The organism is Micromonospora sp. NPDC048930 (assembly GCF_043197935.1).
Taxonomy (GTDB): domain Bacteria; phylum Actinomycetota; class Actinomycetes; order Mycobacteriales; family Micromonosporaceae; genus Micromonospora.
The window spans coordinates 254,792-280,396 of the sequence record NZ_JBICUB010000008.1 but is presented as its reverse complement, the minus strand read 5'-3'; the positions used below and the strand labels follow the sequence as shown (position 1 = coordinate 280,396).

Sequence of the window (25,605 nt, the reverse complement as noted above, 5' to 3'; positions counted from 1 at the left end):
TCGGTCTGGTGCCGCCCGGGTTGGCGAAGGCGCCCAGGAAGGTGGCCATCAGGCCGTCGAGTTCGGCCTTCACCTCAGCTGAGACGGTGCTCCTGGTGGTGAGAAGGCCCGCACGGCGGGCCCGCCACTCGTCGGCCAGCACGGACCAGATCTCCAGATCGATCCGTCCGTCCCCGCTGCGCGGGTAGACCTGCCGCAGCGTTCCGTCCCGGCTCATCCCCAGCCGCTGCGCGACCGCGATGCTGCGTTCGTTACGCGAGTTGGTGCGCCACTCGACGCGGTGAATGCCGCGTTCCTCGACGGCCCAATCGATGATCCGCTCCGCGGCGCGGGTGATCAGCCCATGCCCCTCCGCGCCGGGCTCCAACCAGCAGCCCGCTTCGCAGACCCCCAGCCTGGTGTCGAAGGAGACGAACATGACGCCGCCGACCAGCACACCGTCCCGCCAGATGCCCCAGATGCCGCCGCCGTCCTGAGCCCGCTTGTCCGCATACCGTTGCAGCACCGCGCGGGCCTCGCCGAGGTCGCGGGCGACGAACGCGGGCGAGACCCACGGAGCGATGTGCTCGCGCGCCCGGTCCAGGTGGGCGAGGAACTCCTCGGCATGCCACGGTTCCAGCGGGCGCAGCACGGCCGAGTCGGCGAGGGGCAGCGCGAACATCACGGACCTCCGTACATAACAAACGTTTGGCATGTACGCTAGCAGGCCATGACCCCCGCACGCACCGACCACGACTCCCGCCGCCAGGACGTCTCCGAGGCGGTCTGGCAGGTCCTGGCCGAGCACGGCTTCGGCGGCCTCACCATGCGCGCCGTCGCGGCGGCCCTCGGGTCATCGACCGGACTGGTCACCCACTACTTCGCGGGCAAGCGCGAACTGATCGCCCACGCCCTCGACATCCTCGAGGTACGCACCGCGCAGCGCCCCCGGCAGGCCGCGCCCGCACCCGGGCTGGCGGCGCTGCGTACGCAGATCCTCAACATCCTCCCGCTGACCCCCGACGCGGCGGCGATGAACCGGATCTGGGTCGGCTCCTGGGACGTCGCCCTGGCCGACCCCGACCTGTTCGCCGCCCAGACCCACCGCTACGAACGCATCCGGGCAGGCCTGCGTACCTCCATCGAGGAGGCGCAACGGCTGGGCGAGCTGCCCGACGGCGACCCGGGCGGGCTCGCGACGACCGTGCTGTCGTTCACCCACGGGCTGGTCGTTCAGGCGCTGTTCGACCCCGAGCGGCTGCCGGCCGCGACCCAGACCCGACTCGTCGACGACTTCCTCGCCACGCTCACCCGCTGAACCGCGACGGTCAACGTCGCCTACCGGCACGGCGGCCGCGCCGAGTCCGAGCAGCAGGCTTTTACGACTCCGGTTCGGTATCCGCGGGCAGACTGTCCATGAACGAGCTGACCGAGAAGACCGCGCGGCCGGGGCCGGCCGGGCCGTACCCGGGCGGGCTGGACAGGCCGTTGGCCTTCATGGTCGCGGCGTAGGCCTCCAGCAGCCGGATGTGATATTCCAGCGGCGCACCCTGCGGGTTGGTCCGGCCGAGCGGGGTGGTCGGCTCCGGGCACCAGGTGGTGAACCGCGGGGTGATGCCCCGCGACATGAAGTACTGCAGGCCCTCGGTGGTGGAGTCGATCGCCTCGTCCACGCTGGTGAAGCCGTACGGGGCGGCCATCTCGACGCCCGCGACGAAGTTCGGGATGACGTTGCGCGGCCCGAAGACCTCGGCGGAGTCGAGGATCCGCCGGTGCCACTCCTCCCGACCCACATACCGCTCCTTGCCGGGGCAGTAGAGCTCGAACAGCCGCTTGTCCCACACCTCGTAGTTGGGGTGGTAGATCCGGATGCCGTAGTCGTGGAACCGCTGCACGTCGGCCCGGGGCAACGCCTGGGCGACCACCTTGCCGATCCACCGGCCTGGGAACCGCTCCTCGATCGCCTGGGCGTACCGGCCGTAGAAGTCGGCCTCGGCCAGCCCGTCGACCTTGGAGGTGATGCTGCCGCCGGTCAGGGTGTAGGCCTGGGACGCGCCGGTGGTGTCGTGCCGGTCGATGATCTCCAGCGCCTCCAGCACCTCGTCGACGGGCTTGACCCCGGTGTACGGGCGGCCGGCCTGCTTGTGTTGACGCCAGTTGTGGTTGATGTCGCAGTACTGGCATTCCTCCTTGGCGCCGAAGTACTGGCAGACCCGGAACACGGTCAGGTAGATGAGGTAGCCCCACTGGATCGTCGGTGCGACCTCCATCACCGACTTCCCGTTCGCGAGGGTGTGCCGGTAGTAGTCCGGCATCGGCGGCAGCCCGACGTCGGCGATCGGCCGGCCGTCCAGGAACAACCGCAGGCGGCCGTCGCCGTCGTCCTTGACCCGGTACGGCGAGTCGGGATTGGTGCGGACCGAGACGACCGTGCGGCGCAGCCCGTACGGGCCGCCGGTGAGCACGATCTCCTCCGGCGGCCTGCGCAGCGCGGCGGTGCCCAGGTCCGGCAACGTCCGGTGGTCGAAGGAGAAGATGAAGTACGACTTGGGCTTGACGGCCCCGCTCTCGTTGTCGGTCAGCGCCGAGTCGTCGAAGGCCAGGCCGCCACGCAGCAGGTCCTCCTTGATGACCGCCTCTTTCGGCACGTGGGGGAAGCGCCCCATCAGGTCCTCGATGAGATCGGTGCGCGACTGCATGCGCCCTCCCTGGCGGTTGTGCACGAAGGCCCCGAGGTGGTGCGCGTGGCCTGGAGGTGGGTCGGGATCGACTCCCTGCTGGCTCCACGCTAGTCAGCCCGTGCGGGCCGGCAGGATCGGTCGGCCGTCGGTTGTTCCCTACGTCACGTCCACCCATGCCGCCCGCTGGACCACCTTCCCTCTCGGCCCAGCCAGCCCCCCGGCACCCCGGCCGCATTCTCGCCGTTCTGGTGGGTGCTCTGACCGCCCCGGATACCGCTACTCTCCCCGGATGTCACCGTTGCTGATCGGTACGTGTGCGATCGCATGCGGCGGGGCCGGCCTGCTCCTGCCGCGGGTCGCCTACCGCTTCGCCGTACCGTTCGGTGAACCACTGCGGGCCGCCTGTGCCGGCTGCGGCGTCCCGCTGCGGCCGGGCGTGCGCGGCTTGCTGTCGGTCCGGTTGACCTGCGCCGCCTGCGCGGCCCGGCTGGGCCCCCCGTCCTGGTTGACCGGCGTGGCAGCGGGGCTCGCCGGCGGCCTGCTCGCCGCCGCGCTCGGCCCGGCGGCCGTGCTCCCGCTCTATCTGGCCGTCGCGGTGCTCGGCGTGCTGCTCGCCGCGATCGACCTCGCCTGCCGTCGGCTTCCCGACACTCTGGTGCTGCCGGCCCTGGCGGTGACACCGGTCCTGTTCGCCATCGTCGCCGCCGGAACGGGCCAGTGGGGCGACTGGCTCCGGGCGCTGCTGGCCTGCCTGGTCTCCGGGGTGGTCTTCGTGGGGATGGCGCTGCTGCCCGGTGGCGGCTACGGGATGGGCGACGCGAAGGTATCCGCCCTGCTCAGCTGGTATTTCGGCTGGCTCGGCTGGCATGCCGTGCTGCTCGGCGCGTTGCTGCCCTGGCTGCTGAACGCGCCCCTGCTGCTGGCCCTGCTCGCCTCCGGTCGGGTGGGCTGGAAGAGCCAGTTGCCGTTCGGCCCTGCCCTGCTGGGCGGGGGACTGCTGGCCGTTTGCGTGGCGGCCTGGTAGCCGACCGGGGGCCGGCCGGATCTGGCCGGTCGGCGGCACCGTCCGGCCGTCGCAGCGAATACGGCTAATCGAAGCTTAGTTTTGCGGTCCCCGCGGTGTTGACTGTCGCTGCTCGATTCCGCGGGAAACCGTGCGGCGCGCGAGCGCAGGTTTTCGCCCGGCAACAATTTCCGTCCGAAGTGGATGGATGCTGAAGGGACACACTCATGCTCAAGCTCTGGTGCAAACTGCAGTCCCGCCGCGACGAGGGGGCCTCGGCCGTCGAGTACGCCATGATCGTGGCGCTGATCGCTGTGTTCATCACGGCCGGCGTCGGCATTTTTGGCGGCAAGCTGAACGACTTCTTCAAGGCGCTCTCCGGAAAGATCGGCGTCTAGTCAGGGCACGATGAGTGCGGGTCTGCGCGTTCCCCTGGGGTCAGCCGGCGCCCGCCGCCTAAATGTCGCGGGCCGGTGCGGGGGTGGGTGAGCGGCCGCCCATCCCCGCACTCGCGCAAACGATCAAATGCCCCGCTGACTCGTGTGCGAAAAACTTCTCGACCTGCGTGCAGAGCACGACGACAAATCCTCCTTGGAAGGCTGACGATGCTCGTTGGTGAGGGCGGCAGTGGGCAAGGCTAGGCGGCCGGTGGACCGGGGCGCGGCGGCAGTGGAGTTCGCTCTGCTGCTGCCGGTGGTGCTGCTCATCATCTTCGGCATCATCGACTTCGGCCGGATGCTCAACGCGCAGATCGTCATCAGCCAGGCCGCCCGCGAAGGTGCCCGTGCCGCTGCGCTGATCGGCGAGGGCGAGGGCAGGGCGCGGGTCGCGGAGGCCACCAGCAACAGCGGCCTCGTCGGTGCGGAGATCAACGGGTGCTCGGGCACCCCGGCATCGGGCGACGACGCCACCGCCAAGGTCACCTACAAGTTCTCCTACCTCACGCCGCTCGGATTCATGATCGGCAGCGGGGGCGGGACGACCCTGACCGCCAAGAGTGTGATGCCATGCGTGCACTGAGCGGCCGGTCGGGAGCGGCCGGCCCGGCGACGTGGCGGCCGGGCCGGGGCGGGATCCTCCGGCGGCTGCGGCGCGACGACCGCGGCGGCGTCGCCACCGTCTTCGGCGTCCTGCTCGCCGGTGGCGTGCTGCTCGGCATGCTCGCGCTCGTCGTGGACGTGGGCCAGCTCTACGTCGAGCGGGAGGAACTGCAGTCCGGTGCGGACGCGGTGGCCATCGCCGCCGCGAAATCCTGCGCTGCCGATGCGGATGCCTGCAACACGTCGGACCTGACGACCACGACGAGCCCGTTCGCGGGAGGGAACGCCAGGGACGGGGCCACCAACTTCACGATCTGCGGATCCGTGCCCGGCGTGAGCTCTGGTGGCCTGCCCTCGTGCGACGCCACCACAGCTCCGCGGAACCTGACCCGTTGCCTGGACGGCGCGGCGCTGGCCGCAGGTCAGCCCTACCTCGAGGTGCACACCAGCACCGAGGAGTCCGACGGGTCAACCCTGCTGCCGCCGTCCTTTGCCAGGGCGCTGCTCGGCAACGAAGACTACGAAGGCACCACGGTCGGGGCCTGCGCCCGGGTGAGCTGGGGCGCGCCGAAAGCTGGCCTGGCGGTGACCTTCTCGAAATGCGAATGGGATGACGCCACGAGAAACGGCGAACATTTCCCGGCGCCGCCGCCCTATCCGCCGAACGCGGAGCCGAGTCCCGCCGACGAGTACGAGATCGTGCTGCGGACCCACGACGCGAAGGATCCGGACAGTCTCTGCCCGGACGAGAAAGGTCCCCCCGGCTGGGATCAGCCGGGCGGCTTCGGCTGGTTGGACGACGATGGCGCCGCCGACTGCACCACGGAGACATTCACCGCGGGCCCGACCGGCGTTACGGAAAAAAACTGCACCGACGTGCTCGATCCAGTCACCACCGACGCTTCATCCGCCAAGGTGTTCTACCTCCCCATCTATGACGAGGTTTACGGCACCGGCAGTAACGCCAAGTACCACATCATCGGAATGGCAGCGTTCGTGCCCACCGGCTACTTCTTCGGTAGCGCCGGCGGGAAGCGAAGGGAATCGTGGCTGACCGCTAGGGAGTACTGCACGGGCGAGGACCGGTGCATCTACGGCTACTTCGTCGACGTCCTGCAGCCGGGGCCGGTGGAAATTGGACCGCTGGACCCACTCGGCGCCACCATCGTCTCCCTTATCGGCTAACTCGCCCCACCAGATAACGACCAGGAAGCCTCCCCTCATGACACGTCGGATCGTCACCATCATGCTCGCCATCGTGCTTGCCGCGATCGGCACCGTTGGAGTGCTCTTCTACGGGTTCAGCGCGGACGCCCGGGCCAGGGCGCGGATCACCGACGCGGTCACGGTGGTGGTCGCCAAGGCCCGGATCCCGGCCGGTACGGCCGGCGCCCGGATCCAGGCCGAGCAGATGGTCCGCACGGAACGGATGCCGAGGTCGGCGGTGCCCAGCGACGCCCTGGCGGCAGTCGGATCCGAATTCGACAAGCTCGTCGTGACCTCGAACATCGCCGAGGGGCAGATCCTGCTCAAGGCGAACTTCGGGCAGCAGAGCCAGGTGACCAGCGGGCTGGAGTTGCCGGACGGCAAGATGGCGGTGACGGTGCAGACCGGCGCGCCGCAGCAGGTCGCCGGCTACGTGCGCCCCGGCTCCGAGGTCGCCATCTTCCTCACGTACAAGCTGCTCGACAAGGCGGGCCAGGAGACCAAGATCCAGCGGACCCGGCTGCTGCTGGAGAAGGTCCAGGTCATGGCGGTCGGCACCTACACCCCGCCGCGCGACACCAAAGACGACACCGAGACCAGCGATGACGCGTCGGCCAGGAACGGGACACTCCTGGTCACGCTCGCCGTGGACCAGAAGGAGGCCGAGCGGCTGATCCTCGGTCTCAACACCGGCAGCCTCTATCTCGGTCTGCTCACCGACGCGGTCCAGGTCAAGCCGGGCGGCGGTGTGGAGAACACCGACAAGGATTCCAACGTGAACTCCATCTTCGAGTGATGCGGACGGAGTGAACCCATGACCATCCTGTACGAGCCGCAGCCCCGCGACGCCCAGCAGGTCGCGGTGCTGCTCGCCGGCGACGTGCACTCGGCGTCGACGCGCCAGGACCTGTCCCGGCTGCTCACCGAACGTCCTGCGGAGCCGCTGGTGGTCCTCGGGCCGGGTGTCGACCTGCGCGAGGCACTGGCCATCGCCGCCGAGTACCGGGTCAGCCGCCCTGCCCTCGGCGTGGTGCTGATCCGGGTGATGGTGGACATGGTGCTGCTGGGCGAGGCGCTGCGCGCCGGCGTACGCGAGGTGGTGCCGGTCGACGACCGGGTGGCACTGCTGACCGCGTGCGCCCGCTCGATCGAGATCTCCCGGCAGATGGCACCGGTCAGCCCGGGGATCCCGGATCAGGCCGGCGCGCAGCGAGAAGCCAAGGTGATCACGGTGTTCGCCGCCAAGGGCGGCTGCGGCAAGACGACCGTCGCCACCAACCTGGCGATCGCGCTGGCCGGCGGCGGTGCCCGCCGGGTCGGCCTGATCGACCTGGATCTCGCCTTCGGCGACGTGGCGATCATGCTGCAGCTGGCGCCCCAGCGCGGCATCGCCAACGCGTCCGAGTTCGGCGCCAACCTCGACGAGCAGGCGCTGCGTACGCTCTTCACCCCGTACAGCCCCGGGGTGCAGGCCCTGCTCGCCCCGCCCGGCCCCACCGAGGCGGAGCAGGTCTCCCAGCAGCTCGTCACCAAGGTGCTGGGGCTCGCCGGTGGCATGTTCGACTACCTGGTGATCGACACGCCACCGCAGTTCAACGAGCACGTGCTGGTCGCGCTGGAGCGTTCGCACCTGCACGTCCTGCTCACCACGCCGGACATCCCGGCGCTGAAGAACCTGCGCATCACCCTCGACACCTTCGACCTGCTGCGGCTGCCCACCGAACAGCGCCTGGTGGTGCTCAACCGGTCCGACGCCAAGGTCGGGCTGACCGCCGCCGACATCGAGCGCGTCATCCGGGTCCCGATCTCGGCGTACGTGCCGTCCAGCCGGGACGTCCCGGTCTCGATCAACAAGGGGATACCGATCGTGGCCGACAACCCGTCGCACCCGGTCAGCAAGGCGATCCGGGACTTCGCCGCCGGCCAGTTGGCCGACAGCGGGGCGAGCAGGCCCGCCGCCCAGGGCTTGCGTGGCCTGTTCGGCCGGGGCGGTAAGCGATGAGCCTGACCGAGCGGATCGGGCGGCAGCAGGGTGACCCCGGCGACTGGCGCCCGGCCGCGCGACCACTGCTGACGGAGCTGCGCCGGCGGGTCCACCAGGAACTCCAGGAGATCCTCGGGCCGACGCTCTACAGCGAGCGGTCGACGGAGGTGATGGAGCGACGGGTACGCGAGACCCTGCAGGCGGTGCTGTCCCGTGAGGAGGCGGCGCTGACCGGCGCCGACCGGAGCCGGATCACCGCCGAGATCTGCGACGACATCCTCGGCCACGGCCCGATCGAGCCGCTGCTGCGCGACCCGGACATCAACGAGATCATGGTCAACGGGCCGGATCGCATCTACGTGGAGCGCGGCGGGCGCATCCTGCCGGTGGACGCCGCCTTCCTCGACGAGGAGCACCTGCGGCGGATCATCGACAAGATCGTCGCGCGGGTGGGTCGGCGGGTCGACGAGAGCAGCCCGATGGTGGACGCCCGGCTGCCGGACGGCAGCCGGGTCAACGCGGTGCTGCCGCCGGTCGCGCTCGACGGGGCGAAGCTGACCATCCGCAAGTTCGCCGCCGACCCGTACGGCATCGAGGACCTGATCGCGTTCGGCACGTTGAGCCGGCCGGTGGCCAACCTGCTCGCCGCGTGCGTACGCGGCCGGCTGGACGTCCTGATCAGCGGCGGCACCGGCACCGGCAAGACCACCACGCTCAACGTGCTGTCGCAGTTCCTGCCGCCCGACGAGCGGATCATCACGATCGAGGACGCCGCCGAGCTGCACCTGCACCAGCAGCACGTGCTGCGGCTCGAGGCCCGGCCGCCGAACATCGAGGGCCGTGGCGAGGTGACCATCCGGGACCTGGTCCGCAACGCGCTGCGGATGCGTCCCGACCGGATCGTGGTCGGCGAGGTCCGCGACGGCGCGGCGCTCGACATGTTGCAGGCGATGAACACCGGCCACGACGGTTCGCTGACGACGGTGCACGCCAACTCGCCGCGGGATTCGCTGTCCCGGCTGGAGACCATGGTCCTGATGGCCGGCATGGACCTGCCCATCCGAGCCATCCGGGAGCAGATCTCCTCCGCCGTCGACCTGATCGTGCACCAGAGCCGGCTCCGCGACGGCAGCCGCCGGATCACCCACATCACCGAGGTCGTGGGGATGGAAGGCGACGTGATCAGCCTGCAGGACATCTTCCTCTACGACCACCGGGCGGGGATGGACGCGCACGGGCAGTTCACCGGCGTGCTTCGCCCGACCGGCCTGCGCCCGCGCTTCGTCGAGAAACTGGCGGATGTGGGCGTCATGCTCGACCCCGCCATCTTCGGCCTCACCGCACCCCTTCGATGACGGGATCGACGAGCATCGTGAACAGTGCTACCCGGCGGCGTACCCGGACAGCCGGCCTCATCGGCGTACTCGCCGTCCTGGCGGCGATCCTGGCGCCGCCGCCCGCGTCCGCCGCCCCGTCCGGCAGCCTCGCCGTCTCCGGGTTGACCGCGTCGCCGGGCACGGTGCGGTTCCTGCTGGCGGCCCGCGACCTGCCCCTCAACTCGGTGCTGGATCCGGCCACCGTGCAGGTCGCCGTGGGCGGCACGCGGCTGCCGGCCAGCGCCGACCGGGTCGACCGTTCGGCCGGCTCCTCGGCGGACCTGCCGCCGCGCGCGCTGATGGTCGTCCTCGACGTGAGCGGATCGGTGGCCGGCGCTCGCCTGGAGGCCGCCCGCACCGCCGCCCGCGCGCTGGCCGCGAAGCTGCCCGACGACGTACGGCTGGGTTTGATCGCCGTCGCGGACAGCCCGCGCCTGCTGCTCAGCCCCACCGACGACCGGGCCGCCTTCACCCGGGCGCTGCACAAGCTGAACGCGAAGGGCGAGACGGCCCTGTACGACGGCGTCCTGCTCGGCCGCGACACGCTGGAGAGGGCGGGATTCGGTCCGGACTCGGACCGGCGGATGCTGGTGCTCTCCGACGGTGCGGACACCGCTTCGACCGCCACCCGGGCCCAGGTGGTCGAGGCCCTGGGCGCCGGCCGCCTTCCCACCGACGTCGTGGCCGCGCAAGCCACCGCTGCGGGGCTGACGAACCTGAGGGCGATCGCGCAGGCCGGGGGCGGGAACCTGCTCACCGCGGCCGACAACGCCGCACTGGCGCAGAAGTTCCGCGCCGCCGCCTCCACCTTCTCCGTGCTGCTCACCGTCGAGGCGCAGGTGCCGAACAGTCTGGCGCAGCGGAGTGCCGACCTCGCCGTGACGGTGGCCGTCGCCGGTCAGCCGCTGGCCGTCTCGGTGCCGGTGACGTTCGCGGATCCGCTGCCGGAATCGGCCGCGGCCGGACCGCGCCTGGCCCGGACCGGGTTGCCGGCCTGGGCGATCTGGGTGATTGCCGGCGCCTGCTTCGTCGGCCTGCTGGTGCTGGTGTTGCTGATGGCCTGGCCACGATCAGGGGCGACCGAGGACCGGATCCGGCAGATCGGCCAGTTCGGGCCGGCCCGGGCCGAGGCGCCCCCGGCCATGCCGCAGACCACCGCCCCCACCTTTGTCACCCGGAACATGCTGGCGGCGAGCGCCTCGGTGCTCCGCTCCCGCGGGCTCGACGCCCGCATCGGCCTGCGGTTGGAGCAGGCGGGGATGCGCCTGCGCCCGCACGAGTGGGTGCTGGTCCAGGCCAGCGCGATGGTGACCGGCGGGGCGCTCGGCGTGGTCGCACGCGGTTGGCTCGGGCTGCCGCTCGGGGTGCTGCTCGGCTGGCTCGTACCGCGGGTCTACCTGTCGTCCCGGGCCGACCGCCGGACCCGCCAGTTCGTCGAGCAACTGCCGGACGCCTTGCAGTTGGTGATCGGGTCGCTGCGGTCGGGCTTCTCGCTCGGCCAGTCCCTCGACGCCGTGGTCCGCGAGGCGCCGAACCCGATCGCCATGGAGGTCGGCCGGGCGCTGGCGGAGCACCGGCTGGGCGCCGACCTGGCCGACGCCCTCCTGCGGGTGGCGGCGCGGACCAGGAGCGAGGACCTGAAGTGGGTCGTCATGGCCATCCGGATCCAGCACGAGGTCGGCGGCAACCTCGCCGAGGTGCTGGAGACGACGGTGGACACCATGCGCGAGCGCAGCCGCCTGCAGCGCCACGTCCGCGCGTTGAGCGCCGAGGGCCGCCTCTCGGCGTGGGTACTGGTCGGGTTGCCCATCGTGCTCGGCCTGGTCATGGTCACCATCCGCGGTGACTACATGCGCCCCCTGGTCGCCGAGCCGCTGGGCATCGCGCTGCTGCTGGTGGGCGTGTTCCTGTTGCTCGTCGGGATCGTCTGGATGGTCCGGGTCGTGAAGGTGGAGATCTGACTTGACATCCTCCCCGCCCTAAAGGACGGGGATTCCCGCGGTCACCCGAGGGGTTTCCTGTTTCACTGCCGACTGCCCGCCAGGAGTGCTCCTTTGAGGTCTTACACCGGCTCCACAGGCCGATACCGCCAGCCCGGCGGCCAGAATGTTCCGCGCTGCGTTCACGTCCCGGTCGTGGGTCGTGCCGCAGACGCAGGTCCACGTGCGGACGTGCAGCGGCATCTTGTCGTGCAAGCTGCCGCAGACGGAGCACAGTTTGGAGGACGGGAACCAGCGGTCGACCGCGATCACCTCACGGCCGTACCAGGCGGCTTTGTACTCCAGCAGGCTCCGGAACTCGCTCCACGCCGCGTCGCTGATGGCGCGGGCGAGTGCGCTGTTCTTCACCATGTTCCGAACGGTCAAATCCTCGATCACGATCGTTTGGTTTTCACGAACGAGCCGAGTAGTGATCTTGTACAGGTTGTCGCGTCGCCGGTCGGCGATGCGGGCGTGGACGTTGGCGACCTTCAGCCGGGCCTTGGCCCGGTTCGCCCCGTCACCCTTGGCTTTGCGGGCCAGTTCTCGCTGCGCCTTCGCGAGGCGGGCACGGTCCCGCCGCTCATACCGGGGGTTGGTGATCTTCTCCCCGGTAGACAGGGTCAACAGGTGGTCGAGTCCGGCGTCCACGCCGACCGCCCGGCCGTTCGCCGGCAGCGGCTGGACGGCCGGGTCCTCGACGAGCATGGACACGAACCAGCGCCCCGCGCTGTCTTGCGACACGGTCACCGTCGAGGGCTGCGCACCCTCAGGCAGGGGTCGGGACCACACGATGTCGAGCGGTTCCGCCATCTTCGCCAGGGTCAGCTTCCCGTCCCGGAAGCGGAATCCGCTGGTGGTGTACTCCGCCGACCTCCGCGACTTCTTCCGCGACTTGAACCGCGGGTACCGGGCCCGCTTGGCGAAGAAGTTCGTGAACGCTGTTTGAAGGTGCCGCAGCGTCTGCTGCAGCGGGACCGAGGAAACGTCGTTGAGGTACGCCAACTCCTCGGTCTTCTTCCACGCCGTCAGCATCGCCGACGTGGCGTTGTAGGTGACCCGCTCCTGCCGCAGCGTCCACGCCTGCGTGCGGGCCGCCAACGCCAGGTTGTAGACCTTCCGCACGCACCCGAACGTGCGCGACAACTCCGCTACCTGCGCGTCGGTCGGATAGAAGCGGTACTTGAACGCCCGCTTCACGTGGATGGCCCGCACCGCTCACATACTAGTGCATCAATGTGTGATCCGACGCGGGTCGTTAAAGGTGCACGCCGGCCCGCCCTGACGACGAACCGACTTTTCTTGCCCTGCTCCGCAGGGGTTCGATTCCTCCCTGCCCTAAAGGACGGGGTTTCCTCGAAAGGACTTCGATGAGCGGCATGGTCATCCTCGTCGGGGCAGGCGCGGCGATCTTCACCGGAGTCACGCTCATCGTGGTCACGGTCGCCTCGGCGAGCTTCGACCGGGCCGGCGTGGCCAAGGGCCTGAGCGCCATCGACCAGGTCTACGCCGCCGGGCAGGCGGGACCGGCCGATGAGGCGTTCGGCGAACGGGTGGTCACGCCGCTGGGCGCCCGGATGGTCCGGATCGGTCGGGCGCTGACTCCGGCGAGCGGTGTCGAGCGGCTGCGGAGATGGCTCGACTTCGCCGGCAACCCGGCGTACTGGACGATCGACCGGGTCTACGAGGTCAAGGGGCTGGGGCTGATCGGGCTCGCGGTCTGCGGGGGCCTGCTGGGCAGCCTCCTCGGTGGGCTGCCCGCGGTGATCGTGGGTGGCGTGCTCGGTGCCGCGCTCGGGGCCAACCTTCCCGACCTGGTCATCTACGATCTCGGCTATCGGCGGCAGGAGGCGGTCCGGCGGTCGCTGCCGGACATCCTCGACACGCTCACCGTCAGCGTGGAGGCGGGACTCGGCTTCGACGCGGCGCTGGCCCAGGTGACGCATTACGGCCGGGGACCGATGGCCAGCGAGTTCGCCCGCACCCTCCAGGAGATCCAACTCGGGATGAGCCGGGTGGACGCCCTGCGGCGGCTGGCCCAACGGACGACGGTCGTCGAGCTGAAGACCTTCTGCGCGCTCATGGTCCAAGCCACCGAACTCGGCATTCCGGTCGCCAAGGTGTTGCGCGAGCAGGCCAAGGAAATGCGCGTACGGCGGCGGCAGCGGGCCGAGGAGTTGGCCCAGAAGGTGCCGGTGAAGATTCTCTTCCCGCTGGTGTTCTGCCTCTTCCCGTCGTTGTTCATCGTCGTGCTCGGACCCGGTGTGATCAACATCCTGCACAGCGGCCTGTTCAAGTGACCCCGGACGGTCAGCCGGGGCGGCGGGCGCCGCTGTAGGGCATGGTCGACAGCTGGGCCATGCGGACCACGTCCCCGGTGTGCGGGGCGTGGACGAGCAGTCCGTTGCCGACGTAGATACCCATGTGGTGGTGATCCGAGTAGAAGAAGACGAGGTCACCCGTGCGAAGGTTCGCCTTGCTCACCGCCACGCCCGCGGTCCATTGAGAACCTGTGTAATGGTCCAGCTGCACTCCGGCCGCAGCCCACGCGTACTGGGTCAGGCCGGAGCAGTCGAACGAGTCCGGGCCGTTTGCCGCCCATACGTACGGCTTGCCGATCTGTTTGCACGCGGTCTTGGCCGCGACGCCGCCGCTGCCGGTGATGGGGACGGCGGGGCACTTCCCACCGATGAACAGCGGACTGGTCCCCGTGATGGGGGAGGTGCTGCTCGTGGTGGCGGCTGACTGCGCGGCGGCTGCGGCTCTGGCCGCCGCGGCCTCCGCGGCCGCCTTGGCCGCGTCCGCGGCAGCGATCTGCCGGTGTAGCGCGTTGAGCCGCTTGATCTCGGCGTCGATGGCCTTCTTGCGCGCCGCCAGCTGGGCCTGCTGGCGCTGCTGTATGGCGATCAGCGCGTCAATCTTCTCCTTGTCGGCGTCGTAGGTCGCCTGCTCGGCGGACAGCCGGGTGATCTGTCGCTGCTCCGAATTCGCCACCTGATTCACGAGTGCGAGCTGATCCCCGAACGCGGTCGGCGGCGTGCCGGGGGTCAGTAGGGCATTGAATGTGGAAAGTGACCTCGATTGCTTGTAGTAACCCGCCAGAATCTCCTGGACCCGGTTCCTGCTGACCTCCACCGACCTGCCGAGCGGTTCGATCCTCCGGCTCAGTTCGGCCGATCTACGCTGGTTCGCGGTCAGGTCTGTCCGGACCTTGTTGTACTGCTCGATAACGGGTTCGAGCTTTTGCCACGCCGCGTCGATCTGTTTCTGCACATCGGCGGCCGACGGCGCGGCGTGGGCGGGGGCCGCCGGTCCGACGGCCACCATGGCCGCCGCCGCGACGGCGAGGATTCTGGTGAACAGCCGCGATCCGGCGGGCCGGGTGCGCACGGGTGGCAACGGGCTCGGCTCCTTCCACTCGGGGCCGACGCACGTCACGCTGCACCGACCTCGACCGCCTACCGGGTTAGCTGACGGGTTCGGGCGTGGAAGGCGCCCTACCGCTGATGCGGATTCACCCCGAAACTACGGTGGTTCCCCGGCTCGCCTGGCGACGCCAGTGACGTCCAGCGACTCGGCGGTGACCGTCCCGGGGAACTCCAGGTGGAGACCGACATCCGGAACGGACGCTGATCAACATTAGTGAGGGCAGCCCGAGGAAATCAACGAGCCGGTGACGCCAATTCTCTGCGCGGTCAGGCGGGCACATTGGGTGCCGGGATTATGCGTACCATAAGTCTTCGCTAATCGAATTCTTAATCGGCCCTAATTTGGGGCGGCAACCTGCGTCCTGTTTCCTCCCGGCGATCCCCGGGTGAGGCTCAGCGGTTTTCCCGGGGTCGCAGCAGGCCGAGGTGTGCTCCGGTCCCATGACCGGAGCACCCCCTGGCGGCCGTGATCAGTTGCCGCGCTGGTGCAGCAGGAGGTCGCTGACCACCGGCCGGTGGTCCGACGCCGAGGTCGCAATGGTGTTCGTGCCCACCACGCTGATGTCCGGCGAGGTGCCGATGACGTCGATCCGCTTCACCGGATTGATCGCCGGGTACGTCTTGCCGCCGGTCGGGGCGGTGTCACGCAGGTCCTGCCACAGGGCGGCCAACTCGGGCGCCCCGGGCTCCGCGTTGAGGTCGCCGACCAGCACCTTCGGCCCGGAGTCGGCGGCCAGGATGTCCAGCGTGTCCGCGACCTGCATGCGCCGCACGGTCGGGTCCGCCCGGTAGTCGAGGTGCGTGGAGTACACGTGCACGTGCGCACCCCGCACGTTGATCGTCACCTCGGCGAAGCCCGGCGCCGGAGCGGGTACCGGGTCGGGCACCTGGGTCGAGAGCCGGGTGATCTCGTGGTTCTCGGCATCGAGAATCGGGTAGCGGCTGAGGACCGCGACCCCGTACTGACGGCGGGGCGCACCGGCGGTCAGCGGATCCATGTCGTAGATCGGCGCGAAGAACGCCTGCATACCCAGCCGGTCGGCCAACTCCTGGGCCTCGTCCACGAAGTTGCTGCGGGTTCCCCAGTGGACGTCGACCTCCTGAAGGCCGACCACGTCGGCGTTCAGCGCCCGGATCGCCTCCGCGGTCCGGGCCAGGTCGAAGACGTTGTCCTCGCCGGCCCCGGCATGGATGTTGTAGGTGGCCACGCGCAGCGCCACGGGCGGCGCTTCCGATCCCGCGGGCTCGGCCGCGCCGGCCGGTGTGGCCAGCGGCAGCGCTGCCAGCGTGACGGCGAGCGCCGCACCGAGCAGGACGCGGCGGTGAAGGGTCAGTCTCAAGGTGTCCTCCCGCATGGTTTACCCCGGTTCGGGGCGCAATACACGCTAAATGCCGCTCGTGGAGTCATCGATGATCTCCTGCCGAAGCCGGTATGACCAGCCGGTGGCGCTTCGACGGCCACGCTCGTCCGGGCACGCCATCGCGGAAACGCGGAGGGCCGGTCGCTCGCGACCGGCCCTCACAGATCGTGGTGGCACCAGATGCCCGTGGGCTCGGGAGACGGACGGGCGTCCGGGCCTACTTTCCGTGCGGGTCGGCCGCGTTGAGCGTCGCGACGACCTGGTCGTAGTCGCCGCGCGCCTCGCCGTACCGGAGGAACTTCACCCGCTCGACCTGGATCTCCTTCGCGTCCGGCTGCGACTCGAGCAGCGCGACGACCTCGGCCACGAACTCGTCGAGCGGCATCGCGAACTCGCTGGTCTCCTGGCCGGGCAGCAGCGACGTACGGACGGCCGGCGGTTCCAGCTCCACGACCTTCACGCTGGTGTCGGCGAGCTGCAGCCGGATCGATTCGCTGAGCATGTGGATCGCGGCCTTCGACGCGTTGTAGCTCGGGGTGACCTTGAGCGGCGCGAACGCCAGGCCCGAGGAGACGGTCATGATCGTCGCGTCCGGCCGCGACCGCAGGTGCGCGATGAACGCGGCGATCAGCCGGATCGGGCCGAGCACGTTGGTCGTCACGATCGACTCGGCCGAGGCGAGGAACGACTCGGGCTGGTGCCAGTCCTCGACGCGCATGATGCCGGCCATCGTGACCAGAACGTTCAGCTCCGGGTGCCGCGCCAGCACCTGCTTCGCCGCGGACTCGATGCTCGCCGGGTCCGCCGTGTCGATCTGAACGGTGTCGATGCCGGGGTGCTCCGCGGCGATCTCGTCGAGCAGGTCGGTGCGCCGGCCGCCGACGATCACCGTGTTGCCCTTGGCCTGCAGCTCCAGCGCGAGGGCGAGACCGATCCCGCTCGTGGAGCCGGGGATGAAGATGGTGTTCCCGGAAATGTTCATGCCCCGAGCCTGGCCGATCCTGCCGGGCGGATTAAGAGACCGGTCATCGGGGGATCGGTAATCCCTGGTTCGTCCCCGCCGCCGCCGGATACTGGGCTCATGGACCGTGCAGCACTGGCCGACTTCCTGCGCCGCCGCCGCGAGACGCTGCAGCCCGGGGACGTCGGGCTGCCCGCCGGCGCCCGCCGGCGCGCTCCGGGCCTGCGCCGGGAGGAGGTGGCCGCCCTCGCCGCCATGTCGACCGACTACTACACCCGGCTCGAACAGCAGCGCGGCCCGCAGCCGAGCCCGCAGATGCTCGCCTCCCTCGCCCGGGCGCTGCGGCTGACCGGCGGTGAACGCGACTACCTGTTCCGGGTGGCGGGGCAGAACGCCCCGACCTCGGTGTCCGTGGCGACGCACGTCGCCCCCGCGCTGCTGCGCGTGCTGGACCGGCTGGAGGACACCCCGGCGCTCATCCTGTCCAACCTCGGCGAGACCCTCGTGCAGAACCGGCTGGCCGAGGCCCTGTTCGGCGATCGGTCCGGCTACACCGGCCTGGCCCGCAGCGAGATCTACCGGTGGTTCACCGATCCCGCCGAGCGGCTGCGCTACCCGGAGGAGGACCGCGACCGGCAGAGCCGCGCCCAGGTCGCCAACCTGCGCGCCGCGTACGGGTCGATGGGCCCGCAGTCGCGGGCCGGCGAGATCGTCCGGGCCCTGCAGAAGGCCAGCCCGGAGTTCGCTGAGCTGTGGGAACGGCACGAGGTGGCCCAGCGCTTCGCGGACCACAAGACGCTCGTCCATCCCGAGCTCGGCGCGATCGAACTCGACTGCCAGGCGCTGTTCACCGAGGACCAGTCCCAGGCGCTGCTCGTGCTCACCGCGCCTCCGCGCAGCGAGGGCTACGAGAAGCTCCAGCTGCTCGCCGTACTGGGGCACGAGCGCTTCCCCGCCGACACCGGGCCCCGCTAGCTCCCGCTCTCGCGTCTGGTCGCCCGGATTGCGCGGCCGCCATACCTAGAACTACTATGTATTGCAGTTCTAGGGTTGGGGTGGTCACATGCGCATCACCAAGGACCTGGTCGCGGCCTCGGCAACGCCACTCGTGCTCGGCATCCTCGCCGAGGGCGAGAGCTACGGCTACGCCATCCTCAAACAGGTCAACGAGCTGTCGGGCGGGCAGCTGGAGTGGACCGACGGCCTGCTCTACCCGCTGTTGCACCGCCTGGAGCGGCTCGGCCACGTCGAGTCGGCCTGGGAGACCCCGCCCGAAGGGCGCCGCCGCAAGTACTACCGCATCACCGACCAGGGCCGGGCCGAGCTCGCCGAGCAGCGCCGCCAGTGGGCCACGGTCGTCGACGCCCTGCGCGGCGTCTGGAGCACCACCCAGTCCATCCAACCGATCACGGCGCCAGCATGGGAGGCGGGACGATGACCGTCGACCGCGACAACGATCTGGAGGGCCAGATCGCCGAGTGGCGGGCCTACATGCACCGCCGCCAGGAACTGCACCACACCGACGCCGAGGAGTTGGAAGACCACCTCCGCAGCCGGATCACCGAGCTGACCGAGAGCGGCCTGCGGGACGACGAGGCGTTCCTCATCGCCGTCAAACGCATGGGCAGCCTCGACGAGCTGTCGCGGGAGTTCGCCCGCGAGCACTCCGAGCGGCTGTGGAAGCAGCTCGTGCTGCCCGGCGAGCCGGACGCGCCCACCGCCGCCCGGTCCCGTCGCCAGCTCGCGGTCATGGTGCTGTGCGCGGCCCTGGCGGCGCTAGCGATCAAGGTGCCGAGCTGGTTCGGGTTCGACCTGTCCGACGACGGCGCCTTCTACGCTCGCAACATCAGCCTTTTCACGCTGCCGGCGCTGGCCGCGTACTTCGCCTGGCAACGCCGGGTCGGTCCGCGCGTCATCGGCGTGCTCGCCGCGCTGTTCGTGCTCGGCGCGGTCGCCGCGAACGCCTACCCGCTGGCCGACGACTCGCAGAGCATCGTGCTCACGGCGATCCACCTGCCGATCGCGTTGTGGCTGGTGGTCGGCGTCGCCTATGTCGGCGGTGACTGGCGTTCGGACCGGCGGCGGATGGACTTCGTCCGGTTCACCGGGGAGTGGCTGATCTACTTCGCCCTCCTCGGACTGGGTGGCGGCTTGCTCGCCGCCTTCACGGCCGGCACCTTCAACGCCATCGGCATCGACCCCGAGGGATTCATCCAGTCGTGGCTGGTGCCGTGCGGCGCGATGGCCGCGGTCATCGTGGCGGCCTGGCTGGTGGAGGCCAAGCAGAGCGTCATCGAGAACATGGCGCCGGTGCTGACCCGCGTCTTCACCCCGCTGTTCGCGGCCACCCTGCTGGCCTTCCTGGTCGCCGTCATCTGGACCAACAACGGCATCGACGTCGAGCGCGACGTGCTCATCCTCTTCGACCTGCTGCTGGTCATCGTGCTGGGCCTGCTGCTGTACGCCATCTCCGCCCGTGACCTCACGGCCCGACCCGGACTGTTCGACCGCCTGCAGCTCGCGCTGGTCGTCAGCGCTCTGATCATCGACGTCCTGGTGCTGGTGGCGATCGCCGGCCGGATCAGCGAGTGGGGCTTCAGCCCCAACAAGACCGCGGCCCTGGGCGAGAACCTCGTCCTGCTCACCAACCTGGCGTGGTCGGCGTGGCTGTTCCTCGGCTTCCTGCGTCGCCGGATGCCCTTCGCCCGGCTGGAGCACTGGCAGACCCGCTACATCATCGTGTACGCAGTGTGGGCCTGGACGGTCGTCCTCGCCTTCCCGCTCGTGTTCGGCTTCGCCTGAGCCGGCCGGCGCCTAGGGCTGGTACTCGGCACGGGTCCGGGGCAGCCACTGCGGGTGCTGGTCGCGGACGTACTTGACCAGGCCCTCGCGCAGCTCGCAGCGCAGGTCCCAGGAGCTGGGCCCGTCGCCGGCCGAGACGCGCACCTGGACCTCCAGCGTCTGCGGCGTCACGTCGACCACCTGGAGGGTCCAGAGCGCCTGGTCCCACAGCGGCGACTGCTCGACCAGCCGGCGCGCCTCGCGGCGGAGCTGCTCCACGTCCGCGGTGTAGTCCAGGTGCAGCCGGAGCTCGCCGACCACCCGGGCCTCGTGCCGGGTCCAGTTCTGGAAGGGGCGGTCGGTGAAGTACGTGGTGGGCAGGATGAGGCGGCGTTCGTCCCACATGCGTAGCACGACGCTGGTCAGTTTCACCTCCTCGACGCGACCCCACGCGCCGTCGACCACCACCACGTCGTCGACGTGGATCGCGTCGGTGAAGGCGATCTGCAGGCCCGCGAAGGCGTTCGACAGGGAGGTACGGGCGGCCACACCGATGAGTACGCCGATCACGCCGGCCGAGGTCACCAGGGACACCCCGACCACACGTACCTGCTCGTAGCTCATCAGGGCGACCGCGATCGCGATCAGCGTCACGATCACGGCGGTCACGGCCCGGATCAGGCGGATCTGGGTCCGGATCCGCCGCTGCCGCCGGTTCGCCGTCGGTTCGTGGGAGAGGCGCCCCAATGCGAGGCTCTCGGTGACCTGGAGGAATCTGATCGCCAGCCAGGCACAGGCCGCCGCGAACGCCAACAGGAGGCCGTGCCGGAAGGCGGCCAACCAGTGGTATCTCGTGCCGGGCACCGAGGCGAACAACGCCCCGATCACCAGGACGGCGGTGGCGGGCAGGCGACACGCCCCGTACAGCGGACCGATGATCCGCCCGTAGCGGGTGCGGGTCGCCCACCGGAAGAACAGCCTGGCCAGCCAGGCCACGAGCAAGGCGGCAGCGACCCAGGCCACGACGGCCAGCAGCGCACGCATGCGTCCCCCGAACCTGCCCCGATGCCCGGCATCACCGTGGCGACCGCCGCCCGCGGTCGCCGTTCGCCCGCCTGGCCCCGATCGCCGTCGCAGCCGGTGTCCGCGTCGGCCGGGCGTGACCAGGGTTCGCCGTGCCGGGACGGCGAACTGGCCGGGCGACGCGGATACCCGGCGCGGATCGGGTGAAACAGCGGGCGGCCGGTGACGTCGCCGCCGCGGCGGGATCACCTGTCGCCCGGCGCCGTCCCGGGCAGGCAGGTCACTCGCCGCGGAGCAGCCGGTCGAACGGCGTGGGGTCGTCGTACGGGTCGTCGATGGTCGGCGCGTCCCGCCGGTCCACCTCACGAGCGAGTTCCCGGGCCGCTCGGGCGATCCGGCTCACCAGCGATCCCTCGGCATCGCCGCCGCCCCAGTCCTCGGGCGCGGCGAACACCGCGGTGGGCACGACCGCCGCGTGCAGGTAGGTGAACATCGGGCGCAGCGCGTGCTCGAGGACCAGCGAGTGCCGTCCGGTGCCGCCGGTGGCGGCGATCAGGACCGGCTTGTCCGCCAGCGCGGTGTCGTCGAGGCTGTCGAAGAACAGCTTGAACAGGCTGCTGTAGGAGGCGGTGAACGTCGGGGTCACCGCGATCAGGCCGTCCGCCCGCGCGACGGTGTCGAGCACCGCCCCGAGCTGCGGCGACGGGTAGCCGGCCAGCAGGTGGTTGACCAGGTCGTGCGCGTGGTCGCGCACCTCGATGACGCTGACGTCGACCTGCGCGCCGAGCTGCGCCAACTCGTGGCGCGCCGCATCGGCGAGCCGGTCGGCCAGCATCCGGGTCGACGACGGCAGCCGCAGCCCGGCGGAGACCACCGCGAGGGTACGGGTCATCGCGCGGCCTCGTCCGGGCGTTTTGCCTCGTACGCCGCCTTGCGGCCGGCGTGGGTCGGGGCGTCCGGAACGTGGGCGGGCCGACCGATGGCGAACTCCTTGCGCAGCACCGGCACGATCTCGCCCAGCATCTCGATCTGCTGCAGCACGGTCCGGTGCGGTACGCCGATGCCGTCCACGTTGAACAGCTGGCGCTGGTAGTCGCCGGCGGCGTGGTCGCGGTACGTCAGCACCCGGTCGATCACCTCTTGCGGGCTGCCGACCAGCACCGCCGTCTGCGCCATCGTGTCCTCCAGCGACGGGCCGTGCCCGTACGCCGGGGAGTTGTCGAAGTAGGGCCGGAACTCGCGGATCGCGTCCTGGGAGTTCTTCCGCACGAACAGGTGCGCCGCCAGGCCGACGATCGCCTGGTCCGCCGGGCCGTGCCCGTAGTGCTCGAAACGGCGCCGGTAGAGCCCGACCAGCCGCCGGACGTGTTCCTTGGGCCAGAAGAGGTTGTTGTGGAAGAAGCCGTCGCCGTAGTACGCGGCCTGCTCGGCGATCTCCGGGCTGCGGATCGAGGCGTGCCAGACGAACGGCGGCACGCCGTCGAGCGGGCGCGGGGTCGAGGTGAACGACTGCAGCGGGGTGCGGAAGCGGCCCTTCCAGTCGACGACGTCCTCGCGCCAGAGCCGGCGCAGCAGGTCGTAGTTCTCGATGGCGAGCGGGATGGCGTTGCGGATGTCCTGCCCGAACCACGGGTAGACCGGGCCGGTGTTGCCACGGCCCATCATCAGGTCGACCCGGCCGTCGGCCAGGTGCTGCAGCATCGCGTAGTCCTCGGCGATCTTCACCGGGTCGTTGGTGGTGATCAGCGTGGTCGACGTGGACAGCAGGATCCGGTTCGTCCGCGCCGCGACGTATCCGAGCAGCGTGGTGGGGGAGGATGGCATGAACGGCGGGTTGTGGTGCTCGCCGATCGCGAAGACGTCCAGGCCCACGTCCTCGGCGAGTTGCGCGTACTCCACCACCGCCTTGATCCGGTCGTGTTCTGAGGGCGTACGCCCGGACACCGGGTCGCGGGCCACGTCCCCGACGCCGAAGATCCCGAACTGCATCTGACTCGCCTGCCTCATGGTCGCCGTTGCTCGTCTCCGCAAGCAGTTGTTGGTGAATGTGGCCGTTGCCTGCCCGGCCTCGGATACGCCGGGGCGCGTGCGCGAACCGCACGCGCCCCTGGCCGGATCAGGTGAAGTTGGCGCCGCCGTCGACCAACAGTGACTGGCCGTTGATGTAGGCGCCGTCGTCGGAGAAGAGGAATGCCACCATGGCGGCGAGGTCCTCCGGCCTGCCCAACCGCGGCGAGCGTACGGTCGCCAGGATCTGCTCCCGGAACTCCTCGGTGGTGGCCTCGAGCGCGGCCCCGGTGAGGATCACGCCGGGCGACACGAGGTTCGTACGGACGCCGTGCTTGCCGCCGAGCGTCGCCGTGTGCCGGGTGAGCCCGACCAGCCCGCTCTTCGCCGCCTGGTAGGCGACGCGCTCGGTCTCCCCCATCCACACCGCGCTCGACATGGTGTTGACGATCGAACCGGAACCCTGCTCGATCATGATCGGCAGGGCGTGCCGGATGCCGTACATGTAGCCGGTGAGGGTGACGTCGATCGTGTGCTGCCAGACGTCGATCGGCACCGAGACGACGTCACTGTCCCGCCCGATGGTTCGCGGCGAGAGGTCGGCGGCCACGTTGAACAGACCGTGCAGGCTGCCGAACCGCTCGACGGTGAACTCGGCGAGCCCCCGGAAGGACTGCTCGTCGCTGATGTCGAAGCCGCGCGCCACGGCCGTCCCGCCGGAGCCGTTGATCTCGTCGGCCACGGCCCGGGCGGCGGCCTCGTTCAGGTCCGCCGCGACGACCAGCATGCCCTCCTCGGCGAGGCGGAGGGCTGTGGCGCCCCCGATGTTGCCCGGCGCCGCACCGGCGACGAGGGCAACTTTGTCCTTGAGTCCGCGCATTGTCCTGTCCCTTACCGCGTGCTCACTTGCCGCGCAGCGGCGCGAGGGCCTGGCTCCAGGCCACGACCTGGTCGAGGGTGGTGTTGAGGGTGTCCCGCTGGAACTCGTTGGGCGTGAAGACGCTGAAGTTCTCGAAGTCGGTGAAGAGCGACAGCGCCACCTGGGAGCGCACGTCGGCCATCTGCAGCTCACCGGCGATCAGCCGCAGGTGCTCCACCGCCCGGGCGCCACCCACCGAGCCGTAGCTGACGAACCCGACGGCCTTGTTGTTCCACTCGCTGTAGAGGAAGTCGATGGCGTTCTTCAGGGCGCCGGACGTCGAGTGGTTGTATTCCGGGGTCACCATCACGAACCCGTCGAACGAGGCGATCTTCCGCGCCCACTCGAGCGTGTGCGGCTGCTGGTACTGCCCCATCGACGGCGGGTACATCTCGTCCAGGTGCGGCAGCTTGTAGTCGAGGAGGTCGACGAGTTCGAACTCGGCGTCGGTGCGCTGCTTGGCGACCTCGTGGACCCACTGCCCGACGGCGGCCCCGTTACGGCCCGGCCGGGTGCTGCCGATGATGATTCCGATCCTGGTCACTGCGGTTCCTCCATGGTAGCGGGACACCCGATCGGTGTCATTGCTTCGCGCAGCAACTATATGTCGAGCACTTCCTTCGTCAAGCAAGTAAGATGGGGTCATGTCCACCGTCACACCGCAGCCGACACCGACCCCGGAAGGGGTGAAACCCCTCAACCAGGACGAAGAAGCCGTCGTCCGGTCGCTCCCTCGGCTCATCTACGCCATGCCGCGCGCCATCGACGCCGACATGGTCCGCGAGCAGCGGCTCCCGCTGATCGACTACCTGGTCCTGATGCACCTCTCCGAGGCCCCGGACCGGCACCTGCGCATGAGCGAACTCGCCACCGCCTGCGAGATGTCGCTCAGCGGCATGAGTCGCGTGGTGCAGAAGCTGGAGAGCCAGGGGTTCGTCCAGCGGGTCCGGTGCGAGCAGGACGCCCGGGGCTGGAACGCCGTCCTCACCGACGCCGGCTTCGCCCGCCTGAGCGAGGCCTGGCCCACCCATCTGGCCGCCGTACGCCGGCACCTCCTCGACCATTTGGCGGGCCTGGACCTCAAGACCCTCGCCGCGGCCCTGCAGAACGTCGCCACCTGAACGGAGCCCGTGCGCTCGCGGTGCTGGGGCACGAACGATCCCGCGGACTCGACGCCCAGTTGGCCCCGGACTCGCCTCGCACGGTCCGTGCCTGCGGTGCGGGTGGCCACGGCACGGCGACGGCGGCGCCGCCTCCGCCGGACGGTCCCGAGAGTGACGATCCCGGCGGGTCGTGGCCGACGCTCGACCACAACCCGCCAGGACTCCCGCCACCCGCGCTCAAGGCGTGGCGAGCGGTCGCCGCTGCCGGCGTGAATTCCCATTCCAGTGGGAGAGGCGCCGGTTGATCGCCGCGGACTCACCCGGCCTTGCGGAGACCGGCGAACTGCAGGCCGACGAAACCGGCGACCACCACCGCCTGGGCGATCACCAGGGCGGTGCCGAGGCCGGTCAACGGGAACCAACCGGCGATGAGCAACTCGGCGCTCGCGACCACCCAGGCGACGTTGACCGCCATGACGACGCCGACCGCGGCCCTGCTCACCGCCGATCGCGAGGCGAGGAAGAACAGGGCGGCGGCCCAGGCGACCAGGAAGACACCGATCGGGTAGAGGAAGGCGGCGGGGAGGCCGAACAGTTCCCCGAAGATCGCCGCGGCGGCGACGTAGACGACTCCGTTGGCGCCCGACCCGATCGCGTCCTGCTTCAGGGCGAAGCGGAGCAGCTTGGCGTCGGCGGCAGGGTGGACGGTGCTCGCGACGGTGACCATGTCGGCGATCCCTTCGTAGTGCTGACGTGCGGATGATCACGAAGCTA

General features: G+C 70.1%; 25 protein-coding genes, 1 pseudogene and 1 riboswitch. Of the genes and pseudogenes, 14 read left to right on the top strand and 12 right to left on the bottom strand.

Annotated elements, in window-relative coordinates; all coding sequences use genetic code 11:
- Positions 1–112: 112 nt before the first annotated feature.
- A pseudogene (locus tag ACGFI9_RS22800) lies at positions 113–661 on the bottom strand (GNAT family N-acetyltransferase); the annotation flags it as partial.
- Positions 662–709: 48 nt separating this feature from the next.
- Here ACGFI9_RS22800 and ACGFI9_RS22795 point away from each other — a divergent pair.
- The gene (locus ACGFI9_RS22795) at positions 710–1,297 is read left to right on the top strand and encodes a TetR/AcrR family transcriptional regulator (RefSeq protein ID WP_393180675.1); all 588 of its coding nucleotides are present in this window, start codon (positions 710–712) and stop codon (positions 1,295–1,297) included.
- A gap of 61 nt (positions 1,298–1,358) precedes the next feature.
- On the opposite strand, the gene ACGFI9_RS22790 is transcribed toward ACGFI9_RS22795, so the two are convergent.
- Positions 1,359–2,678, bottom strand: coding sequence for a radical SAM protein (locus ACGFI9_RS22790; RefSeq protein WP_393180674.1), 1,320 nt, complete (start codon positions 2,676–2,678; stop codon positions 1,359–1,361).
- Between the two features lie 271 nt (positions 2,679–2,949).
- Here ACGFI9_RS22790 and ACGFI9_RS22785 point away from each other — a divergent pair, with 271 nt between their 5' ends.
- The 8 genes from ACGFI9_RS22785 (at position 2,950) to ACGFI9_RS22750 (ending at position 11,230) form a co-directional block, all read left to right on the top strand.
- Positions 2,950–3,684, top strand: coding sequence for a prepilin peptidase (locus ACGFI9_RS22785; RefSeq protein ID WP_393180673.1), 735 nt, complete (start codon positions 2,950–2,952; stop codon positions 3,682–3,684).
- 206 nt (positions 3,685–3,890) lie between these two features.
- Positions 3,891–4,061 carry a Flp family type IVb pilin gene (locus tag ACGFI9_RS22780; protein ID WP_393180671.1) on the top strand — a complete coding sequence of 57 codons (171 nt, stop codon included), beginning with the start codon at positions 3,891–3,893 and terminating at the stop codon, positions 4,059–4,061.
- 250 nt (positions 4,062–4,311) lie between these two features.
- Positions 4,312–4,683, top strand: a complete 372-nt coding sequence (locus ACGFI9_RS22775) for a TadE/TadG family type IV pilus assembly protein (RefSeq protein WP_393180669.1) — start codon at positions 4,312–4,314, stop codon at positions 4,681–4,683.
- Positions 4,671–5,888, top strand: coding sequence for a Tad domain-containing protein (locus tag ACGFI9_RS22770; RefSeq protein WP_393180667.1), 1,218 nt, complete (start codon positions 4,671–4,673; stop codon positions 5,886–5,888). The genes ACGFI9_RS22775 and ACGFI9_RS22770 overlap by 13 nt, the downstream gene beginning before the upstream one ends.
- A gap of 37 nt (positions 5,889–5,925) precedes the next feature.
- Positions 5,926–6,705, top strand: a complete 780-nt coding sequence (gene cpaB / locus ACGFI9_RS22765; RefSeq protein ID WP_393180665.1) for a Flp pilus assembly protein CpaB — start codon at positions 5,926–5,928, stop codon at positions 6,703–6,705.
- Positions 6,706–6,723: 18 nt separating this feature from the next.
- Entirely contained in the window at positions 6,724–7,911 is a 1,188-nt protein-coding gene (locus tag ACGFI9_RS22760; RefSeq protein ID WP_393180663.1) for a CpaE family protein, read from the top strand.
- Positions 7,908–9,248 carry a CpaF family protein gene (locus tag ACGFI9_RS22755; RefSeq protein ID WP_393180661.1) on the top strand — a complete coding sequence of 447 codons (1,341 nt, stop codon included), beginning with the start codon at positions 7,908–7,910 and terminating at the stop codon, positions 9,246–9,248. Before ACGFI9_RS22760 ends, ACGFI9_RS22755 begins: the two co-directional genes overlap by 4 nt.
- Positions 9,249–9,265: 17 nt before the next feature.
- Entirely contained in the window at positions 9,266–11,230 is a 1,965-nt protein-coding gene (locus tag ACGFI9_RS22750) for a type II secretion system F family protein (RefSeq protein ID WP_393180659.1), read from the top strand.
- Positions 11,231–11,248: 18 nt separating this feature from the next.
- On the opposite strand, the gene ACGFI9_RS22745 is transcribed toward ACGFI9_RS22750, so the two are convergent.
- The gene (locus ACGFI9_RS22745; RefSeq protein ID WP_393180657.1) at positions 11,249–12,463 is read right to left on the bottom strand and encodes an RNA-guided endonuclease InsQ/TnpB family protein; all 1,215 of its coding nucleotides are present in this window, start codon (positions 12,461–12,463) and stop codon (positions 11,249–11,251) included.
- Between the two features lie 155 nt (positions 12,464–12,618).
- Here ACGFI9_RS22745 and ACGFI9_RS22740 point away from each other — a divergent pair, with 155 nt between their 5' ends.
- Entirely contained in the window at positions 12,619–13,548 is a 930-nt protein-coding gene (locus ACGFI9_RS22740; RefSeq protein WP_393180655.1) for a type II secretion system F family protein, read from the top strand.
- 10 nt (positions 13,549–13,558) lie between these two features.
- On the opposite strand, the gene ACGFI9_RS22735 is transcribed toward ACGFI9_RS22740, so the two are convergent.
- The 3 genes from ACGFI9_RS22735 to ACGFI9_RS22725 all read right to left on the bottom strand — a co-directional run bounded on the left by ACGFI9_RS22735 (position 13,559) and on the right by ACGFI9_RS22725 (position 17,019).
- A complete protein-coding gene (locus ACGFI9_RS22735; protein WP_393180780.1) occupies positions 13,559–14,638 on the bottom strand; it encodes an NlpC/P60 family protein in 1,080 nt (359 codons plus the stop codon).
- A 50-nt stretch (positions 14,639–14,688) separates the two neighbouring features.
- Positions 14,689–14,838: riboswitch (cyclic di-AMP (ydaO/yuaA leader) on the bottom strand.
- Between the two features lie 308 nt (positions 14,839–15,146).
- The gene (locus tag ACGFI9_RS22730) at positions 15,147–16,016 is read right to left on the bottom strand and encodes an endonuclease/exonuclease/phosphatase family protein (RefSeq protein WP_393180653.1); all 870 of its coding nucleotides are present in this window, start codon (positions 16,014–16,016) and stop codon (positions 15,147–15,149) included.
- Positions 16,017–16,254: 238 nt separating this feature from the next.
- Positions 16,255–17,019: an SDR family oxidoreductase gene (locus ACGFI9_RS22725; RefSeq protein WP_393180651.1), complete on the bottom strand. Its 765-nt coding sequence runs from the start codon at positions 17,017–17,019 to the stop codon at positions 16,255–16,257.
- Positions 17,020–17,118: 99 nt separating this feature from the next.
- On the opposite strand from ACGFI9_RS22725, the gene ACGFI9_RS22720 reads away from it, so the two are divergent.
- The 3 genes from ACGFI9_RS22720 to ACGFI9_RS22710 all read left to right on the top strand — a co-directional run bounded on the left by ACGFI9_RS22720 (position 17,119) and on the right by ACGFI9_RS22710 (position 19,800).
- Entirely contained in the window at positions 17,119–17,973 is an 855-nt protein-coding gene (locus ACGFI9_RS22720; RefSeq protein ID WP_393180649.1) for a helix-turn-helix transcriptional regulator, read from the top strand.
- A gap of 88 nt (positions 17,974–18,061) precedes the next feature.
- Positions 18,062–18,436, top strand: coding sequence for a PadR family transcriptional regulator (locus ACGFI9_RS22715; RefSeq protein ID WP_393180647.1), 375 nt, complete (start codon positions 18,062–18,064; stop codon positions 18,434–18,436).
- Complete coding sequence (locus ACGFI9_RS22710; protein ID WP_393180646.1) at positions 18,433–19,800, top strand: permease prefix domain 1-containing protein; 1,368 nt, start codon at positions 18,433–18,435, stop codon at positions 19,798–19,800. The genes ACGFI9_RS22715 and ACGFI9_RS22710 overlap by 4 nt, the downstream gene beginning before the upstream one ends.
- Before the next feature lie 12 nt (positions 19,801–19,812).
- On the opposite strand, the gene ACGFI9_RS22705 is transcribed toward ACGFI9_RS22710, so the two are convergent.
- From ACGFI9_RS22705 to ACGFI9_RS22685, 5 genes are all read right to left on the bottom strand, one after another.
- Entirely contained in the window at positions 19,813–20,823 is a 1,011-nt protein-coding gene (locus ACGFI9_RS22705; protein WP_393180644.1) for a mechanosensitive ion channel family protein, read from the bottom strand.
- A 259-nt stretch (positions 20,824–21,082) separates the two neighbouring features.
- Positions 21,083–21,694, bottom strand: a complete 612-nt coding sequence (locus tag ACGFI9_RS22700) for an FMN reductase (RefSeq protein WP_393180642.1) — start codon at positions 21,692–21,694, stop codon at positions 21,083–21,085.
- On the bottom strand, positions 21,691–22,791 hold the full coding sequence (locus ACGFI9_RS22695; RefSeq protein WP_393180778.1) for an LLM class flavin-dependent oxidoreductase: 1,101 nt from the start codon (positions 22,789–22,791) through the stop codon (positions 21,691–21,693). The genes ACGFI9_RS22700 and ACGFI9_RS22695 overlap by 4 nt, the downstream gene beginning before the upstream one ends.
- A gap of 127 nt (positions 22,792–22,918) precedes the next feature.
- Positions 22,919–23,689 (bottom strand): SDR family NAD(P)-dependent oxidoreductase, encoded by a 771-nt coding sequence (locus ACGFI9_RS22690; protein WP_393180640.1) that lies wholly within the window; start codon positions 23,687–23,689, stop codon positions 22,919–22,921.
- 22 nt (positions 23,690–23,711) lie between these two features.
- Positions 23,712–24,272: an NADPH-dependent FMN reductase gene (locus ACGFI9_RS22685; RefSeq protein WP_393180638.1), complete on the bottom strand. Its 561-nt coding sequence runs from the start codon at positions 24,270–24,272 to the stop codon at positions 23,712–23,714.
- Positions 24,273–24,372: 100 nt separating this feature from the next.
- On the opposite strand from ACGFI9_RS22685, the gene ACGFI9_RS22680 reads away from it, so the two are divergent.
- Complete coding sequence (locus ACGFI9_RS22680; protein ID WP_393180636.1) at positions 24,373–24,849, top strand: MarR family winged helix-turn-helix transcriptional regulator; 477 nt, start codon at positions 24,373–24,375, stop codon at positions 24,847–24,849.
- Positions 24,850–25,147: 298 nt separating this feature from the next.
- On the opposite strand, the gene ACGFI9_RS22675 is transcribed toward ACGFI9_RS22680, so the two are convergent.
- Positions 25,148–25,558 (bottom strand): hypothetical protein, encoded by a 411-nt coding sequence (locus ACGFI9_RS22675; RefSeq protein WP_393180635.1) that lies wholly within the window; start codon positions 25,556–25,558, stop codon positions 25,148–25,150.
- Between the last annotated feature and the right edge of the window lie 47 nt (positions 25,559–25,605).

Excerpts from the sequence above, each read along its gene's own strand:
- ACGFI9_RS22795 (WP_393180675.1), top strand. The coding sequence starts at position 710 with ATGACCCCCGCACGCACCGACCACGACTCCCGCCGCCAGGACGTCTCC.
- ACGFI9_RS22790 (WP_393180674.1), bottom strand. The coding sequence starts at position 2,678 with ATGCAGTCGCGCACCGATCTCATCGAGGACCTGATGGGGCGCTTCCCC.
- ACGFI9_RS22785 (WP_393180673.1), top strand. The coding sequence starts at position 2,950 with ATGTCACCGTTGCTGATCGGTACGTGTGCGATCGCATGCGGCGGGGCC.
- ACGFI9_RS22780 (WP_393180671.1), top strand. The coding sequence starts at position 3,891 with ATGCTCAAGCTCTGGTGCAAACTGCAGTCCCGCCGCGACGAGGGGGCC.
- ACGFI9_RS22770 (WP_393180667.1), top strand. The coding sequence starts at position 4,671 with ATGCGTGCACTGAGCGGCCGGTCGGGAGCGGCCGGCCCGGCGACGTGG.
- cpaB (WP_393180665.1), top strand. The coding sequence starts at position 5,926 with ATGACACGTCGGATCGTCACCATCATGCTCGCCATCGTGCTTGCCGCG.
- ACGFI9_RS22760 (WP_393180663.1), top strand. The coding sequence starts at position 6,724 with ATGACCATCCTGTACGAGCCGCAGCCCCGCGACGCCCAGCAGGTCGCG.
- ACGFI9_RS22755 (WP_393180661.1), top strand. The coding sequence starts at position 7,908 with ATGAGCCTGACCGAGCGGATCGGGCGGCAGCAGGGTGACCCCGGCGAC.
- ACGFI9_RS22740 (WP_393180655.1), top strand. The coding sequence starts at position 12,619 with ATGAGCGGCATGGTCATCCTCGTCGGGGCAGGCGCGGCGATCTTCACC.
- ACGFI9_RS22725 (WP_393180651.1), bottom strand. The coding sequence starts at position 17,019 with ATGAACATTTCCGGGAACACCATCTTCATCCCCGGCTCCACGAGCGGG.
- ACGFI9_RS22720 (WP_393180649.1), top strand. The coding sequence starts at position 17,119 with ATGGACCGTGCAGCACTGGCCGACTTCCTGCGCCGCCGCCGCGAGACG.
- ACGFI9_RS22715 (WP_393180647.1), top strand. The coding sequence starts at position 18,062 with ATGCGCATCACCAAGGACCTGGTCGCGGCCTCGGCAACGCCACTCGTG.
- ACGFI9_RS22710 (WP_393180646.1), top strand. The coding sequence starts at position 18,433 with ATGACCGTCGACCGCGACAACGATCTGGAGGGCCAGATCGCCGAGTGG.
- ACGFI9_RS22705 (WP_393180644.1), bottom strand. The coding sequence starts at position 20,823 with ATGCGTGCGCTGCTGGCCGTCGTGGCCTGGGTCGCTGCCGCCTTGCTC.
- ACGFI9_RS22700 (WP_393180642.1), bottom strand. The coding sequence starts at position 21,694 with ATGACCCGTACCCTCGCGGTGGTCTCCGCCGGGCTGCGGCTGCCGTCG.
- ACGFI9_RS22695 (WP_393180778.1), bottom strand. The coding sequence starts at position 22,791 with ATGCAGTTCGGGATCTTCGGCGTCGGGGACGTGGCCCGCGACCCGGTG.
- ACGFI9_RS22690 (WP_393180640.1), bottom strand. The coding sequence starts at position 23,689 with ATGCGCGGACTCAAGGACAAAGTTGCCCTCGTCGCCGGTGCGGCGCCG.
- ACGFI9_RS22680 (WP_393180636.1), top strand. The coding sequence starts at position 24,373 with ATGTCCACCGTCACACCGCAGCCGACACCGACCCCGGAAGGGGTGAAA.
- ACGFI9_RS22675 (WP_393180635.1), bottom strand. The coding sequence starts at position 25,558 with ATGGTCACCGTCGCGAGCACCGTCCACCCTGCCGCCGACGCCAAGCTG.